The following is a 24,487-nucleotide window of genomic DNA, read 5'->3' as shown; positions in this document are numbered from 1 at the left end:
CGCAGTCGGCGTGAAGCGGGCGAGAAGCAGTGAAGAGGAGACGATGAACAGGACGAGAGCAAGTGGGGAGGCGAGGGCATGAATTGGACTTTCATGGCGCAGAATCTGCACTTCTTCGTCAATGCGGCCTATGTGACGGTCTTCATCTCCTTCTTTGGCGTGGTGTTTTCCATGCTGATCGGGGTGGTCTGCGCCGGGTTGGAGGCCTTCAGGCTCCCCCTGCTCTCGCAGGTGGCCAGAGTATACATCGAGCTGTCAAGAAACACCCCGCTCCTGGTTCAGCTCTACTTCCTCTATTTTGGGTTGCCCAAGCTTGGTGTCAACTGGAGCGCCCAGACCTGCGCCATCGTCGGGCTGGCCTTCCTGGGCGGCTCCTATATGGCCGAGGCCATGCGCGGCGGACTGGAGGCGGTACCCCAGGTGCAGATCGAGTCGGCCCGCGTCCTGGGATTCACGCGCGGGCAGACCCTGTCGAGGATCGTGCTGCCCCAAGCCCTGAGCAGCGCCATACCGGGCGTGGTAGCCAACATCATCTTCCTGATCAAGGAGTCCTCGGTGGTCTCGGCCATCGCTCTGGCCGATGTCATGTATGTCACCAAGGATCTGATGGGCACCTCCTACGACACCTACGAGTCGCTGACCCTGCTCATCGTCACCTACCTGGTCATCCTGCTGCCCATCTCCGTCATCGGAACCATTCTTGAGCGGAGGTTCGACTATGCACGGCGTTGAGGTGCTCTTCCAGCCAGGGGTCATGCCCAGGCTCTTCCAGGGGCTCTGGGTGACCGTCTGGATAGCCGGCGTCTCGGTTCTGCTCTCCCTGCCCTTGGGCTTGGTGGTCGGATGGCTGATGACCCTGCGCAACCGTCTGATTCGTTTCCTGATGAGGGTCTATCTGGACTTCATCCGCATCATGCCCCAGCTGGCCCTGCTCTTCATCGCCTTCTACGGGCTGTCCAGGGCATGGAACCTGAATCTGGATGCCACCGGCGCCTGCCTGCTGGTCTTTGTGCTCTGGGGCGGGGCCGAGCTGGGCGACCTGGTTCGCGGGGCCCTGGAGTCCATCCCCCGCACCCAGGTGGAGTCGGCCTACGTGCTGGGTCTGAGCTCCTGGCAGACCTTCTCCAGGATCATCCTTCCACAGGCCCTGCGCCGACTGCTGCCGGCCAGTGTCAATCTGGCCACCAGGATCGTCAAGACCACTTCTCTGGCAGCCCTGCTGGGCGTCATCGAGGTCATCAAGGTCGGCCAGCAGATCATCGATGCCAACCGTTTCGCCTATCCTCAGGCGACCCTATGGATCTACGGGGTGATCTTCTTCATGTATTTCTTCATCTGCTGGCCCCTGTCCTTGGTGGCGCGGCATCTGGAAAAGAGGTGGGCCCATGACTGAGGGGCAAACGACGGCGAACCAGTCACAGGATGAACAGGAGGAGCGGGCGGTGCTGACCGTCGAGCACCTGGTCAAGCAGTATCCGCAGGCGCAAAGCCCTGTGCTCAATGACATCTCCTTCCAGGTGCCCAAGGGCAAGGTCTTTGTGGTCCTGGGCCCCTCGGGTTCAGGCAAATCCACCCTGCTGCGGACCATAGCCGGACTGGAGCCCATCCAGGGTGGCCGGATTCTTCTGGATGGCCAGGTGGTGGAGACCGGTCATCCTCTGGGCAAGCACAGCGGAGGTCCTGGCGGCATGATGTCAGGCAGCCGCAGCTCCGACCTGCGCACCAGGATCGGCATGGTCTTCCAGAGCTACGACCTCTTCCCCAACAGAACTGTGCTGGACAACGTGACCCTGGCGCCCGTCCTGGTCCAGAAGCGCAAGCGGGACCAGGCGCGGCAGGAGGCTCTGGAGCTGCTGGATCGGGTCGGTCTGGCCGACCGCCGGGATGCCTGGCCCAGCCAGCTCTCGGGCGGCCAGCGGCAACGGGTGGCCATCTGCCGGGCGCTCATCCTCCATCCCGAGATCATGCTCTTCGACGAGGTGACCGCGGCTCTGGATCCGGAGATGGTCCGCGAGGTTCTCCAGGTCATTCTGGAACTGGCCGACCAGGGGCTGACCATGATGATCGTCACCCACGAGATGGCCTTCGCCAGGGGCATCGCCGACCACATCGTCCTCTTGGACGGGGGCGTCCTGGTCGAGCAGTCCGACGACCCCGAGGCCTTCTTCACCCACCCGGCCACTGACCGGGCGCAGCGCTTCCTGTCCACCTTCACCTATGAGCGCAGGCGGGAACAGGACCAGGATCAGAAGTCCTGACTGGGACTCTGCATATTCGTCCGGCGGCAATCGCTGGAACCGCCCACTGGGGCGGCCATAAGAAAGATAAGAGGAAAAGAGGGATCATGACCGCAAGGGTAATGAACCGATTGATACGGGCGGCGCTGGCCACGGGGGCGACGATCGCGATGATGGCTTCCATGGCAGCCTGCGGTCCTTCGGCGGCCACCCCCAGTGATGCCGGAAGCGCCTCGGGGGGTAATTCCGGCTCCTCGGCAGCATCCGGGTCTGCACGAACCCCGGAGCAGATCACCAAGTCCGGCAAGCTCAGGGTGGCCGTCTTCACCGACAAGGCCCCCTTCGGCTACGTGGACAAGGATGGCAAGAACCAGGGTTACGACATCGTTTTTGCCGAGCGTCTGGCCAAGGATCTGGGCGTCAAGCCCGAGTACACCTCGGTGGATCCGGCCGCCCGTGTGGATGTGCTGTCCAGCAATAAGGTGGACGTGACCCTGGCCAACTTCACCGTTACCGATGATCGCGCCCGCAAGGTGGACTTCGCCAAGCCCTATATGAAGGTTTTCCTGGGCGTGGTCTCCCCGGATTCGGCGCTGATCAAAGATGTGAAGGAGCTGGAGGACAAAACTCTGATCATCGCCAAGGGGACAACGGCCGAGCCTTACTTCGAGCAGCACTATCCTAAGGTCAAGCTGCAGAAGTACGACCAGTACGCGGATGCCTACAACGCCCTGCTGGACCACCGCGGAGACGCCATGAGCACCGACAACACCGAGGTGCTGGCCTGGGCCAAGGCCAACAAGGGCTTCTCGGTGGGCATCACCAAGCTGGGGGATGAGGCGGTCATCGCCCCGGCTGTGCGCAAGGGGAACAAGCCCCTGCTGGACTACATCAACAAAGAGCTGGACAAGCTGGGCCAGGAGCGGTTCTTCCATGAGGACTACCGCAAGACCCTGGAGCCGGTCTACGGCAGCGCAGCCAACCCCGACGAGATCGTGGTCGAGGGCGGCAAGGCCTGAACCGGCCGTCTGGCCTATGACAGGGGCCCGCACCCATCCGAATGCGACTGGATGGGTACGGGCCCCTGTCTGTTGGTGGATTGACTGATCAGTAGGCGGCCAGAATGTCGACCACGAAAATCAGAGTCGAATTGGCTGGGATCTTCTGCTGTTGCTGGCTGCCATAGCCTAGGTCAGGCGGAACTACCAGAAGAACCTGGGAGCCCACCGTCTGGCCGGCCAGACCCTGCTGCCATCCCTTGACCACCTGGTCCAGGCTGAAGTCGCTGGCCTGCCCCCGGTCCCAGGAGGAGTCGAACTGCTTGCCGTCGGAGGCCAGCCAGCCGGTGTAGTTGGCGCTGACGCTCTGATGCTGGCCGACCTTGGCCCCCTTGCCCTTGATCAGGGGCTGGACGACCAGTCCTCCCTTGGGCTGGTACCCGTTGAGGTCCAGGGAGGGCTTGCCCTTGTCGTCCAAACTGATTTTCGGCAGGTCGCTGGGCAGGTCGGTCACCTTCTGACCCTGGGCGCGGGTCAGGTTTTTGGACCGGGAGACGAAGGTCAGGGCCATAATATAGGACTCGGTCGCCTTGCTGCTGCCGGAACCTGACTCATCGATGCCTACGGCCACGGTCGAGTTGACCTTGAGGCCCTTGAAGGTGTCATAGTATGCCGGGATGGATTTCTTGCTGATGACGATGGAGCACTCCGGGCTGCTCTGGTCCCAGGTGGAGTTGATCACCTTGCCGGTCTTGGCATCCAGGGCCAGGCTCCTTGTGCATACGCGATCCCCGTCGCGGATGACCTCGCCATCGCCCTTCTGGATGACCTGATGGGTCTGGTTCTCGACCTTGAAGGGAGTCTTGAAGCTGATGTCGGGCTTGCTGCCAAGTTTGCCGCTGGCTGATACGCCCTGCATGGTGTCTCCCGCATGGCCGCCCCCGTCGGATTTCCCGCCGCAGGCTGACAGTCCAAGACATAGGGCCAGAGCGGTCATGGCGCCCAGCAGACGCTTGCTGCCTGATTTTCTTGCGATGATGGTCATAGAAGCCCAGTTTAGGGCTTATGGGTGATTTCCCAGTGCCGGAAACCAGATCATAGGGAGCCGACGGTAGAATGTCGATAATATGGAGCAAGTACCCGAAGAACAAGATGAGATGACGCGGCCTGACAAGCCCTCGCGTCACAGCATGATCATGCGCGGCATCGTCACCCCCATCTTCGGATTGCTGGCTGTGGCGGCCATTGTGCTGGGCATCATGAACGCCACGGTCTGGAGGCCTTCGGCTCACGTGGATGCACATGCGCGCACGAAGGCATCTTATGTAGTGACCGATCCAGGTGTGCTTCCCCTGGTGGACAGCAGGGTGACCATGCGTGTGGATGCGGCCTCTGCCGGGGCCTCCGGGTCCACAGCGCACAAGTCGCAGAAGCCGACCATCTGCATGGCCCTGACCACGGCCAAAGATGCAGCCGGCTGGACGGCCGGGCATGATGTGGCCCGGGTGCGTGGCCTGGATGATTGGCAGACCCTGTCCGTTGGCAGTGACACCAGCCCCGGCAAGGCCGTCAAACGTGATCAGGGCGTGGCCTTTCAGGATTCGGATATGTGGAAACAGGTCACCTGTTCTGACAGCAGCGTGTCGATGTCCCTGAAGACCGACGACCCTCAGGCCGTCCTGCTGGTGGCGGTCCCCCAGGGCTCCCCTTCCCTGGGGCTGGAGATGCTCTGGCAGAGGGACAAGCTGCCTAACTTTGCTATGCCCTTCTACTTTGCCGGTGGGTTGCTGGCCCTGCTGGCCGTTCTTTCGGCCACGGTCTTCGCCATGGATCCGGCCAAGCGCCGCAAGCAGAACGAGCCCGAGCAGGAGTCTGAGGAAACTCCCGAAGTCAGCGTGGCCCAGGCCCTGGGAAGCGCCATTCTGCCTGGCCTGGGGCAACGGCGTAGCTCGACCTCGGGCCGGCGTCGGCGTCATGCCCGCGGCCAGGCGCGACAGGGGGATCCAGGACCACCGCCCAGGCCGCCCGTGGTGATTGACCCGCGCAATCGGAATATGGTCGCCGACCAACAGGAAGATGGTGACGGCCGCACCGTCAGCGGCGATCGGGGAGCCGACGATATGTCGTCCACCAGGGTCATCAGCAGTCAGGAGATGGCCTCCTACCTGGCCAGGCTTGCCCACGAAGGGGAGGAGGAGCGCTGATGAGTATGAACAAGTCGATGAACAGGGTGGCGGCTGCAGCGGCACTGGCCTTATCCCTGGTCCTTCTGCCGGGGCTGTCTGCCTGCGAGGGGCAGGTTCCCCAAGCTCGCCGGACCGAGCCTCAGAGCACTGCAACCACGGCTCCTGAGCCCAATCTGACCCCTGCCCAAGAGGCCCGCATACGCAAGAGCATCGGGGCTGTTCTGGACCAGGCCAACGAGGCCAAGGATCCGGCCGGGCTGGATCAGCGGGTCAGCGGACCCCAGCTGGAGATCCGCACCAGCGAACTGACCATTGCCCAGGCCACCGGGCAGCTGGATCCGAAGACAACCATTCCTACCACCATCGCTCAGACGGTCATCCCCGGCGATCCTGGCTGGCCGCGCTCGGTCTTTTCGATCACCACCACCACGCAGGATCAGCAGTCCAAACGCCTCTTGGTGCTGGACCAGGAGTCCGCCCATGAGAACTACAAGCTCTGGGGGGTGGCCCGGCTCTTCCAAGGGGCCCAGCTGCCCAAGTTCCCGGTGGCCACCATCGGCGCCAGGATGGGGCAGGGCGACGATCAGGGGCTCAAGGCTACGCCGGTGGAGGCCGTGCGCCGCTATGCCGACCTCCTGCAGAATCCCCAGGGCAGCAAGTACGCCAAGGAGTTCGCCCAGGATGACTTCCGCACCTCCCTGGGCACGCTGACCCAGGTGGTTCAGCAGGGGATCGAAGCCAACAAGGGCAACCAGTCGCAGACCTTCACCCCGGCACAGGGGCAGCTGCGGGTCATGCACTCCTCCGATGGAGGCGATCTGGTCGTGGCCCGGATCGATTCGGTCTGGACCAGGCAGGCGGGTGAGGGCCGCGAGTCCTCGCCGGCCTCGGATGCCGAGAAGGCCCTCTTCGGACAGGGCAAGCCCACCAGCACCATGAAGGTCACCTATGTCAACGTGATCGCCCTGTACATACCTTCGGCGGACTCGCACGAACCCATCAGGGCCGTGGGCGCCGAGCGTGAACCCATCAAGGTGGAAGCGGTCTGAAGGGCGGGATTGCGCTGGGTGAACGCCCGGCCCTTGGACTAGATTGGCTCCCAGGAGTATGCAATCGAGGGCGGGCCGAAGCTGCAGTCGGCGGTCGCGAGGTTTAGGAGGACTGACATGGCGAACAAGAACGGACAGGGGCAGCCGGGCGTCTCGCTGGCAGGGGCGGTCGACCTGGGTGCGCTCAAGCATCAGGTCGATGCCGAGCCAGGCCAGAAAGGTGGTGCACCAGCTGCCGGCGGCTACGTGATCGATACCACGGAGGCCAGTTTCCAGGCCATGGTTCAGACCTCAGCCACCTTCCCCATTTTGATCCTGCTCTGGGTGCCCACCGACGACCGCCTCTTCCCTCTGGCGACCCGTCTGGCCCAGACCGTCAATGCCCAGGAGGGGCGCATTCAGCTCTCCCGCATCGACATCGCGTCCAATCCGCAGATCGCCCAGACCTTCCAGGTGCAGGGCGCACCGGCCCTCTTTGCCCTGCTGGCGGGCCGACCCATGCCCATCCTGCAGGGGCTGCCCACCGATGAGGAAATGAACCAGATCACCGATCAGCTCATCCCACAGGTGATTCAGATGGCGCAGAAGGCCGGCATTACCGGCAGCGCCCCCTACCAGGAGACCAACGACCAGGGGCAAGAGGAGCAGGCCGGCCAGGCAGCGGCTGATGCCATCCCCCCTGCCCATCAGGAGGCCCACCGGCTGGCCCAGGAGGGCGACTATGCAGCTGCGGCCGAAGCCTATGGCAAGCTGGTCCAGGCTGACGCGACCGATGATCTGGCCAAGCGTGAACAGGCCAAGTGCCTGCTGATGGCCCGTTCAGCTACGGCCGATGTCCGCAGAGTCCGTCAGGCGGCTGCCGATGCCCCTGACGACCTGCAGGCCCAGTTGGATGTGGCCGATGTGGACATGATCGGCGGCCAGATCCAGGATGCCTTCGATCGTCTGCTGGACTTTCTGGCCGGGCACCGGGATCAGACCGATCCCATCCGCCGCCGTCTGCTGGAGTACTTCGTCATTCCTGAGCCGACCGATCCTCGGCTGGCCAAGGCCCGCCGCCGTCTGTCCACACTGATGTACTGATCAGTTGCCGACTTTGGGTCAGGAATCTCGGTTCTCGTCGAAGTTGGTGAGGAAGCGCGGTCCGTTGGCTTTCAGCTCCCGGTCAAAGTCGGCAGCCCAGTCGCCGAAGGGATGGCCGGCCAGCCCATCGTTGGAGAACCGCGGGTCGTCGGTGATCTCCGTGGCGCAAAAATCAGGGATGGTCAGGTCGGTCACCGGACCGGTCCGCTCCACCTCGGCCACCACCAGGGGGGCGTTGCCGTCCCCGAAGACATCCAGGTTCCACCAGTCCTCGTCCAGCCAGACTCCATACCGGTTCTTGACGATGGGAATGCCGCCGCGCAGGATCAGCTCCAGGGCGATGCCCGGGTCGATGGCCCGTTCGGCCTCGTAGCGGGTGCCGCCGACGGAGGGCCCCTTGGCCGTCATTGAGGCAGCCTCGAAGTGGTCGCCTTCCTCAAGCAGGGTGTGGAGGGCATCGGTCCGGGCCGTCATGGGCACCATCGGGTCCACCTGCCCCTGAAGGCGAACCCGCAGGGCAAAGTTGTCCTCATGCACGTAGTAGCTCTGCACAATCAGGGTCGGCCGACTCTCCCCGAGCAGCTCCCGGGGGAGGTCCCGGCAGAAGAATCTGCGCTCGAACTCGAAATCGTCCTCGTCCTCATTCATGGCCATGCATCCCATGGTACGGTAGGCCGGTTGCGGCCACCATTTCATGTCCACAGCCCACTTCGGAGTCCAGGTATGTGAAGGTCGCTTGTGATGGCCGGGTGAAGGAACTAGAGTGTAGATTATCCCGAGAGAAGATCATCCGGGAATGTTGGCGGCTTCGCGCCACCGCATGAGGATGCAATGGCGCAACCGGGGCGGTGGCACGAAGCCTTGCCATCACAATAACTACGAAACGCCTGAAATCTTGCGGCAACACGCCGAGAGTGGCTGGAGCCGGACCGACACGTCAGGACGCGCATGGGTGCGAAAATGCGCAAAGTGTCCTAGTATGGTCTCTGTTGTCCACTGGAAAGTGGCTGTCGGGTTCGTAGCTCAGCGGATAGAGCGTCTGTCTCCGGAACAGAAGGTCGAGGGTTCGAATCCCTTCGAGCCCACCAAGATGAAATCCCTGCAGCCAGGAAGAGCGCGGGGGTTTTCTTTATACGACTCCCGTCTGTCATTACGCCCGGGATTATGATCATGGCGCTTGCTGGATGAAATAAGCGCACGCGATGCGTCACGATATGTGTGGTGAATCACTAAGCTTTTGAGGAACATGGCCCTTGGCCCGCTCGTGTCCTCATTTTCAGGTGCCATAGTGAAAGGGTAAGACCGAACGTCGCGGAGGATCGACGCTTCCGCGTTGTGGCGGAGCCTCCTTTCCCCCGGTGAAGCAAAGGAGTTCACATGGCCAATCGAATCAATGCAGGGGATGCTGTCCTTCACGTCCTGGAGCAGTGGGGGGTGCCGCGCATCTATGGCCTGCCCGGCGGTTCCTTCGACTCCATGATGAACGCCATCCACAACGAGCGCGAGCGCATCGACTTTATCCAGGTCCGTCATGAGGAGGCCGGAGCTCTGGCTGCCGCCGGCGAGGCCAAGCTGACTGGCCGGATCGGCGTCTGCTTCGGTTCGTCTGGCCCTGGTGCGGTCCACCTGCTCAATGGCCTCTATGATGCGCGTGAGGACGGCGTGCCGGTGCTGGCCCTGGTGGGCGAGGTGCCCCAAGCCTTTATGAACATGGACTTCTTCCAGGCCATGGACGAGGTGCCTATCTTTACCGATGTGGCCGTATTCGCCCGGGCCGCCACCAACGCCCAGGGGCTGCCGGCCCTGGTGGACGAGGCCATCCGCCGCGCCTATGCCAGCCACGGGGTCTCCGTGGTCATCATCCCCAAGGACCTGGCCTGGGCCGAGATCGACGACCGCCCGGTGGCTTCTGCGCCTAACTTCCGCAAGCCGGAGCCTCTGAAGCCTGCGGCCGACCAGGTCAGCAAGGCGGTGGAGATCATCCAGTCCGCCAAGGCCCCGCTGCTCTACTTCGGCCAGGGCGCTGCCGGCGCTCGCGATGAGCTGGTCGCCATGTCCGAGCGTTTCAAGATGCCCATGGTCTCCACCTTCCCGGCCAAGGGGATTGTGGAGGACACCTATCCTGCCTACCTGCAGTCGGCCGGCCGCGTGGCCACCAAGACCGCCACGGAGGCCATCTACACCTCGGATCTGACGGTCTGGGTGGGTTCGGACAACCCCTTCGGATCCATGTTCGTCACCCCCAACACCAAGGTCATCCAGATCGATCTGAACCCGGTCAAGCTGGGCAAGCGCTTCCAGGCCAATGTGGTCCTGGCCATCCAGGCCGATGCCCGCGAGGCCCTCAAGGCTATAACCGCCGCTGGCCAGGACCAGGAGGAGTCCGTCTTCTACAGGGCCTGCCTGCGCAGCAAGGAGAACTGGGACCAGTGGGTGGCCTCCTTTAACGAAGACACTCGCACGCCCCTGCGGCCTGAGCCCGTCTACCACGTCATCGATCAGCAGCTTGAGGACAATGACATCGTCATCCCCGATGTGGGCAATGTGGATATTGACTTCCTGCGTCTGCTGCATCTGAAGCCCACCAACCGCTGGACCGTTTCCGGCAAGCATGCCACCATGGGCTACGCCGTGCCGGCCGCCTTGGCTGCCAAGCTGGAGCATCCGGAATCGACCGTCTACTCCCTGAGCGGCGACGGCGGGTTCGCCATGCTCGGCGAGGAGGTGCTGGCCCAGCTCAAGTACCATGCACCGGTCATCAACGTGGTCTTCTCGAACCGTTCCCTGGGCTACATCGAGGCCGAGCAGCGCGACGACAGCCATCAGCCTCTGAGCGGAGTGGATCTGCCCGACACCGACTGGGCCAAGGTCGGCGAGGGCATGGGCGCCCTGGGCTTCACCGTGCGTACGGTGGCCGATGCCCGCCACGCCTTCTCCGAGGCTCGCAAGGCCGACAGATCCTCGGTCATCGACGTCAAGCTGACAGGAGCCAGCCCTCTGGATACCCGCTACATGCGGTTCCCGGAGACCTGCTCGGATCCGGACCAGGTCGAGAAATTCGTCAAGACCTACGAGGCCGGCGATCTGCGCTCCCTGGCCTACTGGATGGGTCAGGAGGCTCGCAAGGGCTGAGACTGATGCCGCTTGCGCCGGGCGGGCACTCCTATAGTGGACGGTGTCCGCCCGGGGCTTCGGCCCTGCATGGGTGCGGCGGACCTGAAGGAAAGGACGGACTCATGGAAGATGGACCGGAAGAGATCGGCACGCCATATGCGCCCCAGGCCTTGGGGGCTTACAGTCAGGCTGTGAAGGCCGGGGGCTTTGTCTTTGTCTCCGGACAGTTGGGCATCGACCCGGACACCGGAGAGCTGGTGGAGGGCACTGCGGCTGACCAGGCCACCCAGGCCCTGAAGAACGTCAAGAACATCCTGGATGCAGCCGGCAGCGGCATGGAGAAGGTGGTCAAGGCCACTATTCTTATGCGGCGGGTTGAGGATTTCACCCAGGTGGACCAGGCCTACTCCCAGGTTTTCATCGGCTCGGTGCGGCCGGCCCGCGTGGCTTTCGGTGGCGCGGACATCCCCAAGGGGGCCCTGGTCGAGATCGAGGTCGTGGCTCTGGCCTGAGACAGGACGGCTGCTGGTCGCCGCCGTCGCTAGACTTGAGGGCATGAGTCCTGAAGCACTTGCCCGTATCATCTCTTCGACCGCCGTCAAGATGGCCCAGTCAGGCCGCCTGGGGAGTCTGGAGCCCGACATGGTTCCTGATGCCGACCATCTGGCGGTCATGCGTCCCAAGGACCGCTCCCACGGGGATTGGTCCACTAACATCGCCATGCAGCTGGCCAAGAAGGCCGGCATGAGGCCTGCGGAACTGGGGCAGGCCTTGGCTGAGGCTCTGCGGGAGGACGACGGGATCGCCCAGGTGGATGTGGCTGGTCCCGGCTTCATCAATATAACCTTGGATTCGGCCTCGGCGGCAGCTGTGGTCGATGCGGTCCTGGAGGCGGGCTCCGCCTATGGGAGCAACGATCACCTGAGCGGGCGCACGCTCAATCTGGAATTCGTCTCGGCCAATCCCACGGGTCCCATCCATATCGGCGGCACACGCTGGGCGGCTGTGGGCGACTCCATGGCCCGGGTTCTGGAGGCCAACGGTGCCAAGGTGGTCAGGGAGTATTACTTCAATGATCACGGCACGCAGATCGACCGCTTCTCCCGCTCACTGGTGGCGGCGGCCCACGGCGAGCCCGTGCCTGCTGACGGCTACAAGGGCTCCTACATTGATGAGATCGCCTCGCGGGTGGTCAAGGAGGCCGCTGACCAGGGACAGGACATCCTGGCCATGCCCAGGGTGCGCGACGAGGACGGCGCCGAGGGGGACAGTCCCCAGCGTGAGGCTTTCCGTACGCGGGCTGTGCCCATGATGTTCGCCGAGATCCAGCAGTCCATGCGTGACTTCCGGGTCAATTTCGATGTCTGGTTCCATGAGAACAGCCTCTATGAGTCCGGCCAGGTGGACCGGGCCATTGACGAACTGCGGGCCAAGGGCGACATCTTCGAGAAGGACGGGGCTACCTGGTTCCGCTCCACCACCTACGGCGACGACAAGGACCGGGTGATCATCAAGTCCGACGGCCACGCAGCCTACGTGGCGGCCGACATCGCCTATTATCTGAACAAGCGTCGCAGGTCCAAGGATCCCTGCGACGAGGCCATCTACATGCTGGGTGCCGACCATCATGGCTACATCGGCCGAATGATGGCCATCTGCGCGGCCTTCGGGGACACTCCCGGCGTGAACATGCAGATCCTGATCGGCCAGATGGTCAATGTCATCAAGGACGGCCAGGCCGTGCGCATGAGCAAGCGGGCAGGCAACGTGGTCACCATCGACGATCTGGTGGATGCCGTGGGGGTGGATGCCGCCCGGTATTCCCTGGCCCGCACCGACTACAACCAGAGCGTGGACATCGACCTGGACCTGCTGGCCTCGCACACCAACGACAATCCTGTTTACTATGTGCAGTACGCGCACGCCCGCTCTAAAAACGTGGATCGGAACGCGTCCCAGGCGGGCATCGACCGTTCCGGAGCCGATCTGTCCCTGCTGGACACTGCTGCTGACAACGAAGTTCTGGGCGTCCTGGCCCTCTATCCCAATGTGATCCAGACTGCAGGCGACCAGAAGGCCCCCCACCGGGTGGCCCACTACCTGGAGCAGCTGGCTGGGGTCTATCACCGTTGGTACAACCTGGAGCGCGTGGTGCCCATGGAGCCGACCGGCCGGGCGGATCTGGACCAGGACGAGGACAGGAATCCACAGCCGGCCCGGGCAGCGGCGCGTCTGCGGCTCAATGACGCCGTGCAGCAGGTCATCGCCAACGGTCTGGGGTTGCTGGGCGTCCAGGCTCCGGACCGTATGTAAGCCCTCAAGGTCACCAGGAGGTCGTTGATGGAAACAGGGATGTGCGGGCTGGGGCCCTACGGGTTCTGGCCCGAGGCTTTGCAGCGGGACCGTCAGGGCATGCTGACCATGCATGGGTGCCCCATGGAGGACCTGGCCAAGCGTTACGGCACCCCCATGTATCTGATGGACACCGCGATGATGGCGGAACGGGCCTCGGCCTTCCGCCAGGCGGCCTTGCGGGACCTGGGTGGTGCGACCACCAGGGTCAGCTACGCGGGCAAGGCCTTCCTCAGCAAGGAGACCGTGCGGATCATGCTGCGCCAGGGGCTGGATATCGACACCTGCTCCCTGGGCGAGATGCTGATTGCCCAGGCTGCTGGTGCCCCTGGCCGTCGTCTGGTCCTGCATGGCAACAACAAGTCCGACCAGGAGATTGATCTGGCTGTGAAGGAGGGCTACCGGGCCATCGTCATCGATGCGCCCGACGAGCCCGCGCGAATCGCCGCTGCTGCAAGGGCCCAGGGGCGTCGCGCCAAGGTCATGCTCCGGGTGACCGTGGGTGTGCACGCCGGCGGCCACGAGTACATTTCCACTGCCCACGAGGATCAGAAGTTCGGCATCCCCCTGCTGCCCCAGGGCACTGACGTGGGCCTGCTGGACCTCGGGCCTGAGCCTGGATCCTCCGGACAGGCTGGGGCAGCGGCTTCGGCGGCCACAAAGAATGACGCCTCCTTGGCTCCTGGCGATTCCGTGGTCTCCCGGTCGTCTTCAGCCCTGTATTCGGCCGCCAACGGGCCCGCTGAACCTGCTGATCCCGCCCGGATCAAAGCCATGTCCGCCCTGGCTGACGGACCGGCTATCGCCCTGCTCAAGGAGATTCGCTCCCACGAGAAGGAACTGGAGCTGGTGGGCATCCATACCCATATCGGCTCCCAGATCCATGACTCTTCGGCCTTCATCGAGGCCGCCCGGCGCATGATGCTGCTGCGGCACACCTTCTGGGCCACCGACGGATACCTGATGCCCGAGGTGGACCTGGGCGGCGGCTTCTCCGTGCCCTACACCCCGGATGAGGATCGGATGGACCTGGACCAGACCCTGACCAGCCTAGGGGCTGACATGGTCGCCATCAACCGTCGCCTGGGCATGCCCATGCCGGTCATCGCCTTCGAGCCCGGCCGCTGGATCGTGGCACCCTGCGGCATGAGCCTGTATCGGGTGGGCACCGTCAAGCCCGTCCCCCTGTCTGACGGAAGCGTGCGCACCTACGTTTCGGTTGACGGCGGCATGAGCGACAACATTCGTCCGGCCCTCTACGAAGCTCAATACACGGCTGTCCTGGCCAACCGGGATGGCAGCGGGGACCGTATCCAGGCCCGTGTGGTCGGCAAGCACTGTGAATCGGGGGATATCCTGGTGCAGGATGTGGCCCTGCCAGCGGACATTCGCCGGGGTGATCTGCTTTTGGTGCCGGTGACCGGCGCCTACGGGCGGACCATGGCCAGCAATTACAACCAGGCTCTGATCCCCGCCGTGGTAGGTCTGGACCAGTCCGGTGCCCATCTGATGCTGCGGCGGCAGACCACGGATGACCTGCTGGCCTTGGATCAGGGATGATGCGCTCCGTCTTGGCGGAAGCAGGCGCCGGGGTGGATGCGGGTGTCGGATTGGCTTTCTAAGATGGAGCAACACCCTGCGACAGGCCCCGATGGGGCGGATGGAGGATCCATATGCCTGAACGCATGCAGCAGCAGGAGGCCGTCAGGCCCATCCGCATAGCACTTCTGGGGGCTGGGACCGTGGGTTCCCAGACCGCCCGCCTCCTGGTGGAGCAGAGCCAGGACCTGGCCAGTCGAGTAGGCCGTCCCCTGCAGCTGGTGGGCATCGCCGTCCTCCATCCTGACAAGGTCAAGGCTGATTGGATCGATCCGTCCCTGCTGACCACAGACTCAGCCGACCTGGTCACCCGGGCGGACATCGTCATCGAGCTGATCGGCGGCATCGAGCCGGCCCGCACCCTGCTGCTCAAGGCCATCGAGTCCGGCGCCAGCGTGGTCACAGCCAACAAGGCCCTGTTGGCCCAGCATGGCCCTGAACTCTACCGGGCTGCCGAAGAGCGGGGCGTCGACATCTACTTCGAGGCGGCCGTGGGCGGGGCCATCCCCATCGTGCGGCCCCTGCGCGAGTCCCTGGTGGGCGACGGCATCACCAGCCTGGTGGGCATCGTCAATGGGACCACCAACTACATTCTGGATGAGATGACCACCAAGGGTCTTCAATTCGACCAGGCCCTGCGCGACGCCCAGGCCAAGGGCTTCGCTGAGGCGGACCCCACCGCCGATGTGGACGGGCTGGATGCAGCCGCCAAGGCCGCAATCATGGCCACGCTGGCCTTCCACACTGATGTGCGCATGGATGATGTACCCGTGGAGGGCATCCGCACCATCACCGCCGACGATATAGCGGCCGCACAGACCGAGCACCGGGTCATCAAGCTTCTGGCCGTGGCTGAGCGCGGCGAACAGGGCATCTCCGCCCGGGTCTACCCGGCGCTGATTCCCGACAGCCACCCCCTGGCCTCGGTCCATGGCAGCTTCAATGCCGTCTTCGTCACCGCCAAGGCCGCCGACGACCTCATGTTCTACGGCCGGGGTGCCGGCGGGGCGCCCACAGCATCAGCCGTTCTGGGGGACGTGGTCACCGAGGCGCGCCACATCGTCCAGCATGGCATGGGTCCGGGGATCCCCATGTACGCCAACATCCCCATGGCCCCTCTGGATTCATCCCGAGCCGCCTTTGCCGTCCGTTTCCTCATTCACGACAAGCCTGGCGTGCTGGCGGCCATCGCCCAGGTCTTTTCCGAGGCGGGCATCTCCATCAACGGCGTCAACCAGGACATCAAGCCCACCCTGCATGACCCGGGCTACAGCGGCGAGATCCAGCAGCTGCGCGTGGTCACCCACCTGTGCGACGAGGTGACCCTGCGGCAGGTCGTCGAGCGGATCTCCACCTTCGACTCGGTCACTGGGCAGGCCTCTATCCTTCGCGTCTTCGATCGGCAGGCCCAATGATGGCCGCTGCCACAGAGGGCCCGTCTACAGTGCGGGTGCGCGTGCCGGCCACCAGCGCCAACCTGGGTTCAGGTTTTGATGCGGTCGGCCTGGCGCTGGACTACCATGACGAGATCGTCTTCACCCGTTCCGTGGACCCGGGCGACACCACCGCCTATGTGGTCATCAAGGGCGAGGGGGAGCGGACCCTGCCCCGAGACGAGACCCACCTGGTCGTCTCCACCTTCAGGCGGGCCTGCCAGGTCTTCGGACTGCCAAGGTTCGGCTTCATCATGCGCGCGGTCAACCGAATCCCCCAGGCCAGAGGGTTGGGATCCAGTGCTGAGGCCATCGTGGCCGGAATCGCGGCGGCTGCGGCCTTCGCCCACACTGGCCCACTGCGCCGTGATGCCGTCTTCGCCCTGGCCGCTCAGATCGAGGGGCATCCCGACAATGTGGCGCCTGCCGTCTACGGTGGGCTGACCGTCTCCTATGATCTGGCCACTGGCGAGGGCGTGGGTTCCCTGCCCATAGCCGGGGGCGCGCCCCTGGAGGGCGGCTACCACACCCTGCGCTACAAGGTGGACCCGGCCATCAAAGCCACGGTTTTCGTTCCCGGCACCCATCTGTCCACACAGAAGGCCCGACAGGCCCTGCCCAACCGGGTGCCTTACGCGGATGCCGTTCACAACCTGTCAAGGGCGGCCCTGATTCCTGGCGCTCTGAACCCCGAGTCCCTGGATGACCTGGAGACAGAGGCAGCCGAGCAGTCTGCCAGAGCCAACGCCCTGCTCTTCGTCGCCACCCAGGACCGGCTCCATCAGCCATACCGGGCCGCGCTCATGCCCTCCTCAACCAAGCTCCTGCAGCTCCTGCGCAGTCGGGGCTACGCGGCGGCCGTCTCTGGAGCCGGTCCCTGCATCATCGTCCTGCATTACGGTGATGCCGAAAATGAGCTGCGGACCATTGCCAAGGACTATCTGGATTCCGGCCGCTGGCGGATTCTGCCCTTGGATGTGGACTGCCGGGGGGTCCAGGTGGAACGGGACCAGGAAGGCAATCGTGAACACTGAAGACAGGCATATCCCGTTCATTCTGGCATCATCCTCACCCTCCCGGCGGAGGCTCCTGATCCAGGCGGGCATTGACCCCATCATCCGACCCTCAAAGGTGGATGAGCCGGCCGTCCTGGCTGAACAGGCCCGTAAACTGGGCCGCCACCTGGAGGACCTGGATGCGCGCGAGCGGGTCGCTGTCTTGGCTGAGGCCAAGGCTTCGGCTGTCCAAGCGACCATGGATGCCGTCAAGGATGCCGAAAGGCGCTCGCGGGGCGACCTGGTCACGTTCAGGCCTCTGAGCCAGGGTGATCCGGATGCATCCTCCAGGGATTCCATGAGCCAGGTCATCGGAGCCTGGGGCGGGATGCTCGGAGCCGGGCGTGGGCCCCTCCTGCTGGGGTGCGACTCGCTGTTCAGCGTGGACGGCGCCGTCATGGGCAAGCCTCACCAGCCGGAGCGTGCTCTGGAGCGGTTGATGGCCATGCGCGGCCGAACAGGCACCCTGGTCACCGGTCACTGTCTGATCGATCTGGCCACCGGCCGACGGGTTCGAGCGGTCAGTAGCGCCCAGGTGACCTTCGGAGACTATGACCGGGCCTCCATGCAGGCCTATGTGGCCACCGGCGAACCCTTGGAGGTGGCCGGCTCCTTCACCTTGGAGGGATTGGGCAGCGCTTTCATCCAGGGCATCCAGGGCGATCCCAGCGCAGTGATGGGATTGAGCATGCCCACTCTGCGCGCCCTGGCCCAGGAGCTGGGCGTCTCCTGGCCTGACCTGTGGGCCCAACGGGTCCAGCCTGAGCGGCAGCAGGCAGACGGATCGACGCATGGGCCTGAGGGACTGGTCGCCCCTGTGGAGAACGTCCACCAGCCTGGCGACGGGTGGGTGAACTGTGCCTGCGGCAAGCGGCACTGGGGGCTCAACGGGGCTGCCGGCGTCTTGCTGGCCCGGCGCGATGCCCGCACGGGCGCGCCGATCAGCGTGCTTCTGCAACACCGGGCCCGCTGGAGCGCCGAGGGCGGCACCTGGGGTGTGCCGGGCGGCGCCATCTCGGACGGGGAGAACCCCCTGGAGGGCGGCCTGCGCGAAAGCTATGAGGAGGCCAACATCCGTCCGGAGGACATCCAGGTGGTGGGCTCCTACCTGGAGGACCACGGCCCCTGGGGCTATACGACCATCCTGGCCTTCGAGCGCCCCGGCCACCAGGTCGAGCCCCGCATGAATGACGATGAGAGCATTGCCCTGGAATGGGTGGATCTGGACAAGGTCGCGGACCTGCCCCTTCTGAAGGCCTTCGGACAGGACTGGCCGCACTTCCTGCAGCGTTTGAAGGCCCTGGCAGCCGAAGGCTGAGCAGAAGGCCCGGTCCGGCGCGTCAGCTCAGGAGCAGGGCGACCAGGGCGATGATCACGGGCGAGCTGATCGTGCTCAGCAGGATGCCGTCCCTGGCGAAGGTGGTTCCCACCTCGTAGCGGGCCGCGTAGTTGTAGACGTTCTGACCGGTAGGCAGGGCCGCCAGAACCACGCACCCGTACAGCTCCGCCCCGCTGAAGCCCATCATGAACCGGGCCAGCAGGTAGGCGATTATGGGCATGACCAGATTCTTCAGGATCACCGCGCACAGGGTGGCACGACGGTCGGTGCCCTGGCCCATGGGCCGCGAACCCCGCAGGGACATGCCGAAGGCCATGAGGATCATGGGCACGGCCGACTGCCCGATCATGTCGATGGGCTTGTAGACGAAGTCGGGGATGATGAAATGGCCGGCCCGGGCGCTGATGGCCGAAATCACTATGCCGCCTATGGAGCCGATCAGGATGGGCTGCTTCAGGGGCTGTTTGAGGATGGTCTTGATCGAGAGCTTGCCAGAGGTGGTCGCGTCCAGAACGGTCAATCCAATAGGGGTGAACAGGGCCTGTTGCATGACCAGGATGGGTGCCACCAGTGTGGGATTGCCCAGAATATAAGTGGCTACAGGCAGCCCGATGTTGTTGGAGTTCAAATACAGGGAGTCGAGAGCGCCGATGGTGGCTTCGGCAGCCGGCAGGTGAAAGCTGGTTGCGTTCAGGGCTACGAAGAGCAGGCCTACAGCCGCTGCCGACAGGAAGGCCACGATGATGCTGGGGTGGAAGATGACCGACAGCTTCTGCTTGGAGAGGATGGCGAACATCAGGCAGGGCGTTGAGACGAAGAAGGAGTACTTGTTGAGCACCAGCTGGGCCGTTGGACCGCCTACATGGAAGCGGGCGGCCACATACCCTACGGCGATGACCACGCCGATGATGAAGAACCCTTCCATGGCACTGAGCAGTCCAGGCACTCCGGCATCCTCCTCGTCTCGCATGGTGGACGGCGGCCTCCCAGGCGGAGTGCCACCGCTTCCGTCGTCCCCATTGTGCCACCCGGGCCTCATGCTTGCGGCTGCAAGTCCACCTGCGATTCCCGGCCCGCTAGCATGGCACTATGGCCAAGAACACACAGACCGATATTGATCTTCTCGCCGGCGCCCGAGGGGCTGAACCCGCCCAGGCCCTGGCAAGGATACTGGAGTCCATGACCGCCCTGAACTCGGTCAGCGGCCAGGAGGGCGCCCTGGCTGATGCCGTCCAGAGGGCCCTGTCGTCAAGGGCTGACCTCTTGGTCAGACGGTTGGGCGACACGGTCGTGGCCTCCACCCAGCTGGGCCGTCCCCACCGCATCGTCCTTGCCGGTCATCTGGACACCGTGCCCGTGGATGGGAACCTGCCCCCGCGCTGGCTGGAGCCCGGCGACCCGGACATCCGCGCCGACCTGGCCGCCGCCCACCCCGGATCCCGGGTGCTGTACGGCCGGGGCGCCGCCGACATGAAGGCCTCTGATGCCGTTTTTCTCCACCTGGCGCTCACCCTGCAGGAGCCGGTCTATGACCTGACCTTCGTCTTCTACGACCATGAGGAGGTCCAGGCCGATCTGAACGGGCTGGGCCGGGTGGTGGCTGCCCATCCTGATTGGGTGCGAGGGGATTTCGCCATCATCGGCGAGCCCACCGACTGCGCCATTGAGGCCGGCTGCAACGGAACCATGCGCTTCGATCTGATCACCCACGGCACGACGGCCCACTCCGCCCGGGCCTGGATGGGCAGCAACGCCATCCACGCTGCCGCGCCCATTCTGAACCGGCTGGAGCGGTACCGTCCGGCCACGGTGAAGGTGGATGGCCTGGACTATCGGGAGGGGCTCAACGCCACCATGATCGAGGGCGGTCTGGGCACCAACGTCATTCCTGACCGATGCCGGGTGCACGTCAATTACCGGTTCGCCCCCGACAAGAGCCTGTCCCAGGCCAAGGAGCTGATGATGGGTCAGGGAACGGGCGCCGAGCTGGGCAATGGCGAACATGTGGCCCTAGGAGGAGTCTTCAAGGGATTCTCGGTGCGCATGTGCGACGAATCGCCCGCGGCCCGTCCTGGTCTGGACTCGCCTTGGGCTCGTTCGCTGGCGGACCTGGTTGCCCAGACCACGGGTCAGCAGCCTCGCGCCAAGCTGGGATGGACTGATGTGGCGCGGTTTTCAGCCCTTGGCCTACCAGCCGTCAATTTGGGGGCGGGGGACCCCCTGCTGGCCCACAAGGCCGACGAACAGGTGCCCCTGGATGACCTGGTCCGGCTGGAAGCCATACTGGTCGAGTGGCTCAATGGACCTGATGGCCGCTGATCTGTGACATACTAGAGGACGGTGGTTCTGCCTGACCACTTGCAGCGTAGGCGTTGATCCCCCCGGACGGAGACCCAGTGATCCGTACGGGCGTCGGTGTCCGCCTGCGTCAGGAAGACTTTTTGCCAAGGCGTTTCGATCGGGCGCACGCAGGTGCGCGGCTGCAGTGAGAGTGCAGCGTGAGGACGGATCGGAACCGTGAGAGCGGCGCGAGGCGGCGTGCCGCAAGGAGCATTGTGCCCGAAAAAACGAATACTGAGGATACGCAGGATAATAGGTCCGCCATCAGGGATGGGCAGGAAGGGCAGGTCGACCAGACCGCCAGTTCCAGCACCCGTCGCCGCGCTGGACGGCGTGTGGTCAGAGTGGCCGGCGCCGCTGGTGCCGACGTGCCCGTGAAGGTCGAGGCCGAAAAACGCAAGGCCTCCCGCAAGGCCAAGGAGGAGGACGACGAGTCCAAGCCCTCCGCCACCCGTCGCCGTCGCGCCCGCAAGCCCAAGGAGGATCAGGCGGACGATCAGGATGCCCAAGTGGATGAGGGCGAGTCGAAGCCGACCAGGACAACCACTCGTCGTCGCACCCGGACTGGCGCCCGCCGACGCACTGAGGAGCATGCCCAGGAGGGCGAACCTGATCAGGAGCGTCAGGAGCGCGCCATTGAGGCTGTGGAGGCACTGACCTCGGGCCGCAGCCAGAGGTCAGGCCGGAAGGCCGAAGAGCAGGATGAGCGCCCGCGCGCCTCCCGTCCCCGTCCTATGACATCCCTGCTCTTCCAGGAGCCGGTCATACCCGCTTCCCGGCCTGAGCACGATGAGCGCGAAGAACGGGATGACGAGGACGAGGATGCCGAGCAAGCGCCCAAGACCTCTCGCCGCAGCAGGTCCAGGAACACTTCGGAGGGCGGTTCACGCCGTTCCCGCAGGCTCAACGCCGAGGAGCGCAGGGCCGCCGACGAGGTGGAGCGCATCGAGGAGGATCTGGACCATGAGGGCATCACCTTCGTGGTCGACGAGGACCAGGAGCAGGACGAGGAACAGCAGGTGTCCGGCACCCGCACCCGTCGCCGCCGCCGTGCCAAGGGCGCTGATGAAGACTCTGAAAAGTCCGTTTCCACCCGTCGCCGCCGTCGTGGGCACGAGCAGGAAAAGGACAAGGATGACGAGGACGAGGCGCCGCTGACCCGCCGTCGCCGCCGTCGCAGGGGTTCCAAGTCCGCTGAGGGCGAGCCGGAGGTGTCCGGCACCCGCCGTTCCCGCAAGCAGCAGTATATTGACGAGATCACCGACGTGGAGGGCTCCACCCGCCTGGAGGCCAAGAAGCAGCGTCGACGGGACAACCGTCGCGAACGCTCCCGTCAGTCCCAGCTGGTCGAGCAGGACTTCCTGGCCCGCCGTGAAAACGTCAACCGTCTGATGGTGGTGCGTGAGAAGGAGCACCACACCCAGATCTCGGTCATCGAGGACGACATCCTGGTCGAGCACTACGTCTCCGACATCCAGGAGGTCTCCACTGTCGGCAACATCTACCTGGGCCGGGTCCAGAACGTCCTGCCCAGCATGGAGGCCGCCTTCGTGGACATAGGCCAGGCCCGCAACGGCGTGCTCTACGCAGGCGAGGTCAACTGGGACTCCACCCGCCTGGAGGGCCAGCCCCGCCGAATCGAGCTGGCCTTCAAGTCCGGCGACCCCGTGCTGGTCCAGGTCACCAAGGATCCCATCGGCCACAAGGGCGCCCGGCTGACCTCGCAGGTCACGCTGGCCGGCCGCTTCCTGGTCCTGGTGCCCTCGGGCGGCATGACCGGCGTCAGCCGCAAGCTGCCCGACCGCGAGCGTTCCCGCCTCAAGAGCATCGTCTCCAGGGTGGCTCCCAAGGACATGGGCGTCATCATCCGCACCGCGGCCGAGGGGGCCAGCGAGGAGGCCCTGACCAAGGATCTGGAGAACCTGCAGCGTCAGTGGAGCAAGATCGAGGACAAGCGCAAGGAGTTCCTGCACGGCAAGCGCCCCAAGCTTCTGCAGGGTGAGCCGGACGTGGCCATCCGCGTGGTCCGCGACATCTTCAACGATGACTTCGCCAAGCTGGTAGTCCAGGGCGAGGGGGTCTACGAGAGGGTCCGCAACTACCTGGAGACCATGGCACCCGACCTGGAGGAGAAGCTTGAGCACTGGGATCCCGCCGAGCACCAGGGCAAGGATGTCTTCGACCGCTGGAGCATCGACAGCCAGCTGCGCAAGGGCATGGAACGTCAGGTCTACCTGCCCTCCGGCGGCTCCCTGGTCATCGACCGCACCGAGGCCATGACCACCATCGATGTGAACACGGGCCGCTTCATCGGCAAGGGCAAGTCCCTGGAGGAGACGGTGACCCGCTGCAACCTGGAGGCCTCCGAGGAGATCGCCCGGCAGCTGCGCCTGCGCGACATCGGCGGCATGATCATGATCGACTATGTGGATATGGTCATGCCGGCCAACCGCGACCTGGTCCTGCGCCGCCTGGTGGAGTGCCTGGCACGGGACCGCACCAAGCATCAGGTGGCCGAGGTCACCTCCCTGGGACTGGTCCAGATGACCCGCAAGCGGGTGGGTCAGGGTCTGGTCGAGGCCTTCTCCGAAGAGTGCCCCACCTGCCATGGGCGAGGCTTCATCCTACACGACAAGCCGACCATCTCTGCCTCCTATGCCGACCCCTATGCGGTCAAGGGCGGCGACCCCTTCGTCAAGACCAACAAGCATGGGCATGGCTCTTCCTCCAAGGAGACCCTGTCCACAGGCTCGACTCCTGCAGTCAAGGCCAAGCTGGCCAGGATCGCTGCGGCGGCCCAGGCGGCGTCGGACGAGGACGATGCCCAGGCTGAGACGGCGGATGTCGCCAAGGAGTCATAAACTGAATTTCGTTTTGTCAGCGGGGCAGGCACATTTGACGACGCGGTGTGTTTGCTTCTATACTGGTTAGCTGGTGTCTGGACGGGTCCGTCAATCGCATGGCGGGACCCGGATGCCGGGCGCAAACAGCTTTGGACAACAGGCAAGGTAGGGCTATGTACGCGATTGTGAAGGCCGGAGGCCATCAGGAGAAGGTCGAGGTCGGTGACCAGATCACGGTCAACCGTCTGGCTGCCAGGAAGGGCGAGTCGGTCGAGTTTCCGGTCGCGCTGGTCGTCGATGGATCCAAGGTGACCATGGCCGCCAAGGATCTGGCCAAGATCTCCGTCAAGGGCGAGGTTGTGGACGACGAGGCCAAGGGCCCCAAGATCAACATCCAGAAGTTCAAGAACAAGACCGGCGTGGCGCGCCGCAAGGGCCACCGCCAGAAGCAGACCGTGGTCAAGATCACGGCCATCGCCTGAGGGCCTAGGTCGAGGTAGGAAAGGAACCAGACATGGCACATAAGAAGGGCGCGTCCAGCTCTCGCAACGGGCGCGATTCGAATGCACAGTACCTGGGCGTCAAGAAGTTCGGCGGCGAGGCTGTGGTGGCCGGCAACATCATCGTTCGCCAGCGTGGCACCAAGTTCCATCCCGGCCAGAACGTCGGCCTGGGCAAGGACCACACCCTCTTCGCCCTGACGGACGGAACGGTTCGGTTCGCCAACCGGCGCGACCGCAAGGTCGTTGACGTGCTCACCGCCTGATTGCCTTATCGGCATCGGCCAAAGGCCATCTCTGTCATGGGGGTGGCCTTTTGCATATGTATGAAGATGCCGGGCATTCAGCTCTCAGGGGCC

Annotated in this window: 21 protein-coding genes and 1 tRNA gene; 19 read left to right on the top strand and 3 right to left on the bottom strand. The window is 64.4% G+C overall.

Going from position 1 to position 24,487, the window contains the following annotated elements:
• The first annotated feature begins 78 nt into the window (after positions 1-78).
• From QRX40_RS02285 to QRX40_RS02270, 4 genes are all read left to right on the top strand, one after another.
• Positions 79-732: an amino acid ABC transporter permease gene (locus QRX40_RS02285; RefSeq protein ID WP_313835988.1), complete on the top strand. Its 654-nt coding sequence runs from the start codon at positions 79-81 to the stop codon at positions 730-732.
• On the top strand, positions 719-1,393 hold the full coding sequence (locus QRX40_RS02280; RefSeq protein WP_144084980.1) for an amino acid ABC transporter permease: 675 nt from the start codon (positions 719-721) through the stop codon (positions 1,391-1,393). The genes QRX40_RS02285 and QRX40_RS02280 overlap by 14 nt, the downstream gene beginning before the upstream one ends.
• Positions 1,386-2,258 (top strand): amino acid ABC transporter ATP-binding protein, encoded by an 873-nt coding sequence (locus QRX40_RS02275; RefSeq protein ID WP_313835987.1) that lies wholly within the window; start codon positions 1,386-1,388, stop codon positions 2,256-2,258. The genes QRX40_RS02280 and QRX40_RS02275 overlap by 8 nt, the downstream gene beginning before the upstream one ends.
• A gap of 86 nt (positions 2,259-2,344) precedes the next feature.
• On the top strand, positions 2,345-3,256 hold the full coding sequence (locus tag QRX40_RS02270) for a cysteine ABC transporter substrate-binding protein (protein WP_313835986.1): 912 nt from the start codon (positions 2,345-2,347) through the stop codon (positions 3,254-3,256).
• A gap of 88 nt (positions 3,257-3,344) precedes the next feature.
• Here the strand turns inward: QRX40_RS02270 and QRX40_RS02265 are convergent, their stop codons facing one another.
• Positions 3,345-4,280 carry an FKBP-type peptidyl-prolyl cis-trans isomerase gene (locus QRX40_RS02265; RefSeq protein ID WP_313835984.1) on the bottom strand — a complete coding sequence of 312 codons (936 nt, stop codon included), beginning with the start codon at positions 4,278-4,280 and terminating at the stop codon, positions 3,345-3,347.
• Positions 4,281-4,362: 82 nt separating this feature from the next.
• Between QRX40_RS02265 and QRX40_RS02260 the strand changes: the two genes are divergently transcribed.
• The 3 genes from QRX40_RS02260 to QRX40_RS02250 all read left to right on the top strand — a co-directional run bounded on the left by QRX40_RS02260 (position 4,363) and on the right by QRX40_RS02250 (position 7,553).
• Complete coding sequence (locus tag QRX40_RS02260; protein WP_313835982.1) at positions 4,363-5,439, top strand: hypothetical protein; 1,077 nt, start codon at positions 4,363-4,365, stop codon at positions 5,437-5,439.
• Positions 5,440-5,444: 5 nt separating this feature from the next.
• Entirely contained in the window at positions 5,445-6,470 is a 1,026-nt protein-coding gene (locus QRX40_RS02255; RefSeq protein WP_313836361.1) for a hypothetical protein, read from the top strand.
• A gap of 117 nt (positions 6,471-6,587) precedes the next feature.
• A complete protein-coding gene (locus QRX40_RS02250) occupies positions 6,588-7,553 on the top strand; it encodes a tetratricopeptide repeat protein (RefSeq protein WP_313835981.1) in 966 nt (321 codons plus the stop codon).
• Between the two features lie 18 nt (positions 7,554-7,571).
• On the opposite strand, the gene QRX40_RS02245 is transcribed toward QRX40_RS02250, so the two are convergent.
• Complete coding sequence (locus QRX40_RS02245; protein WP_313836359.1) at positions 7,572-8,201, bottom strand: hypothetical protein; 630 nt, start codon at positions 8,199-8,201, stop codon at positions 7,572-7,574.
• 364 nt (positions 8,202-8,565) lie between these two features.
• Here QRX40_RS02245 and QRX40_RS02240 point away from each other — a divergent pair.
• The 8 genes from QRX40_RS02240 (at position 8,566) to QRX40_RS02205 (ending at position 18,424) form a co-directional block, all read left to right on the top strand.
• Positions 8,566-8,641 (top strand) — tRNA-Arg (locus QRX40_RS02240).
• Positions 8,642-8,930: 289 nt separating this feature from the next.
• Positions 8,931-10,685 (top strand): pyruvate oxidase, encoded by a 1,755-nt coding sequence (spxB, locus tag QRX40_RS02235; RefSeq protein ID WP_045924872.1) that lies wholly within the window; start codon positions 8,931-8,933, stop codon positions 10,683-10,685.
• Positions 10,686-10,789: 104 nt separating this feature from the next.
• Positions 10,790-11,179, top strand: a complete 390-nt coding sequence (locus QRX40_RS02230; protein ID WP_015022467.1) for a Rid family detoxifying hydrolase — start codon at positions 10,790-10,792, stop codon at positions 11,177-11,179.
• 43 nt (positions 11,180-11,222) lie between these two features.
• Positions 11,223-12,980 (top strand): arginine--tRNA ligase, encoded by a 1,758-nt coding sequence (argS, locus tag QRX40_RS02225; RefSeq protein ID WP_313835978.1) that lies wholly within the window; start codon positions 11,223-11,225, stop codon positions 12,978-12,980.
• 27 nt (positions 12,981-13,007) lie between these two features.
• A complete protein-coding gene (locus tag QRX40_RS02220) occupies positions 13,008-14,579 on the top strand; it encodes a diaminopimelate decarboxylase family protein (RefSeq protein WP_396184157.1) in 1,572 nt (523 codons plus the stop codon).
• 113 nt (positions 14,580-14,692) lie between these two features.
• Entirely contained in the window at positions 14,693-16,033 is a 1,341-nt protein-coding gene (locus QRX40_RS02215) for a homoserine dehydrogenase (protein ID WP_082067735.1), read from the top strand.
• Positions 16,033-17,085, top strand: a complete 1,053-nt coding sequence (gene thrB / locus QRX40_RS02210; protein WP_313835976.1) for a homoserine kinase — start codon at positions 16,033-16,035, stop codon at positions 17,083-17,085. Before QRX40_RS02215 ends, thrB begins: the two co-directional genes overlap by 1 nt.
• Entirely contained in the window at positions 17,075-18,424 is a 1,350-nt protein-coding gene (locus QRX40_RS02205) for a Maf family nucleotide pyrophosphatase (protein WP_313835974.1), read from the top strand. Before thrB ends, QRX40_RS02205 begins: the two co-directional genes overlap by 11 nt.
• 22 nt (positions 18,425-18,446) lie before the next feature.
• Here the strand turns inward: QRX40_RS02205 and QRX40_RS02200 are convergent, their stop codons facing one another.
• Positions 18,447-19,391: an AEC family transporter gene (locus tag QRX40_RS02200; RefSeq protein ID WP_313836355.1), complete on the bottom strand. Its 945-nt coding sequence runs from the start codon at positions 19,389-19,391 to the stop codon at positions 18,447-18,449.
• A 143-nt stretch (positions 19,392-19,534) separates the two neighbouring features.
• Here QRX40_RS02200 and dapE point away from each other — a divergent pair, with 143 nt between their 5' ends.
• The 4 genes from dapE to rpmA all read left to right on the top strand — a co-directional run bounded on the left by dapE (position 19,535) and on the right by rpmA (position 24,394).
• Positions 19,535-20,764 carry a succinyl-diaminopimelate desuccinylase gene (gene dapE, locus QRX40_RS02195; protein WP_313835972.1) on the top strand — a complete coding sequence of 410 codons (1,230 nt, stop codon included), beginning with the start codon at positions 19,535-19,537 and terminating at the stop codon, positions 20,762-20,764.
• 236 nt (positions 20,765-21,000) lie between these two features.
• The gene (locus QRX40_RS02190; protein ID WP_396184153.1) at positions 21,001-23,646 is read left to right on the top strand and encodes an Rne/Rng family ribonuclease; all 2,646 of its coding nucleotides are present in this window, start codon (positions 21,001-21,003) and stop codon (positions 23,644-23,646) included.
• Between the two features lie 155 nt (positions 23,647-23,801).
• Positions 23,802-24,110 carry a 50S ribosomal protein L21 gene (rplU, locus tag QRX40_RS02185; RefSeq protein WP_024626855.1) on the top strand — a complete coding sequence of 103 codons (309 nt, stop codon included), beginning with the start codon at positions 23,802-23,804 and terminating at the stop codon, positions 24,108-24,110.
• A 32-nt stretch (positions 24,111-24,142) separates the two neighbouring features.
• Positions 24,143-24,394 (top strand): 50S ribosomal protein L27, encoded by a 252-nt coding sequence (gene rpmA, locus QRX40_RS02180; protein ID WP_015022457.1) that lies wholly within the window; start codon positions 24,143-24,145, stop codon positions 24,392-24,394.
• The last annotated feature ends 93 nt before the right edge of the window (positions 24,395-24,487 follow it).

This window comes from Bifidobacterium sp. H6bp9 (assembly GCF_032193695.1).
Taxonomy (GTDB): Bacteria; Actinomycetota; Actinomycetes; order Actinomycetales; family Bifidobacteriaceae; genus Bombiscardovia; species Bombiscardovia kimbladii.
The sequence above is the reverse complement of the archived record's forward strand: the minus strand, read 5'-3'. Positions and strand labels throughout refer to the sequence as shown.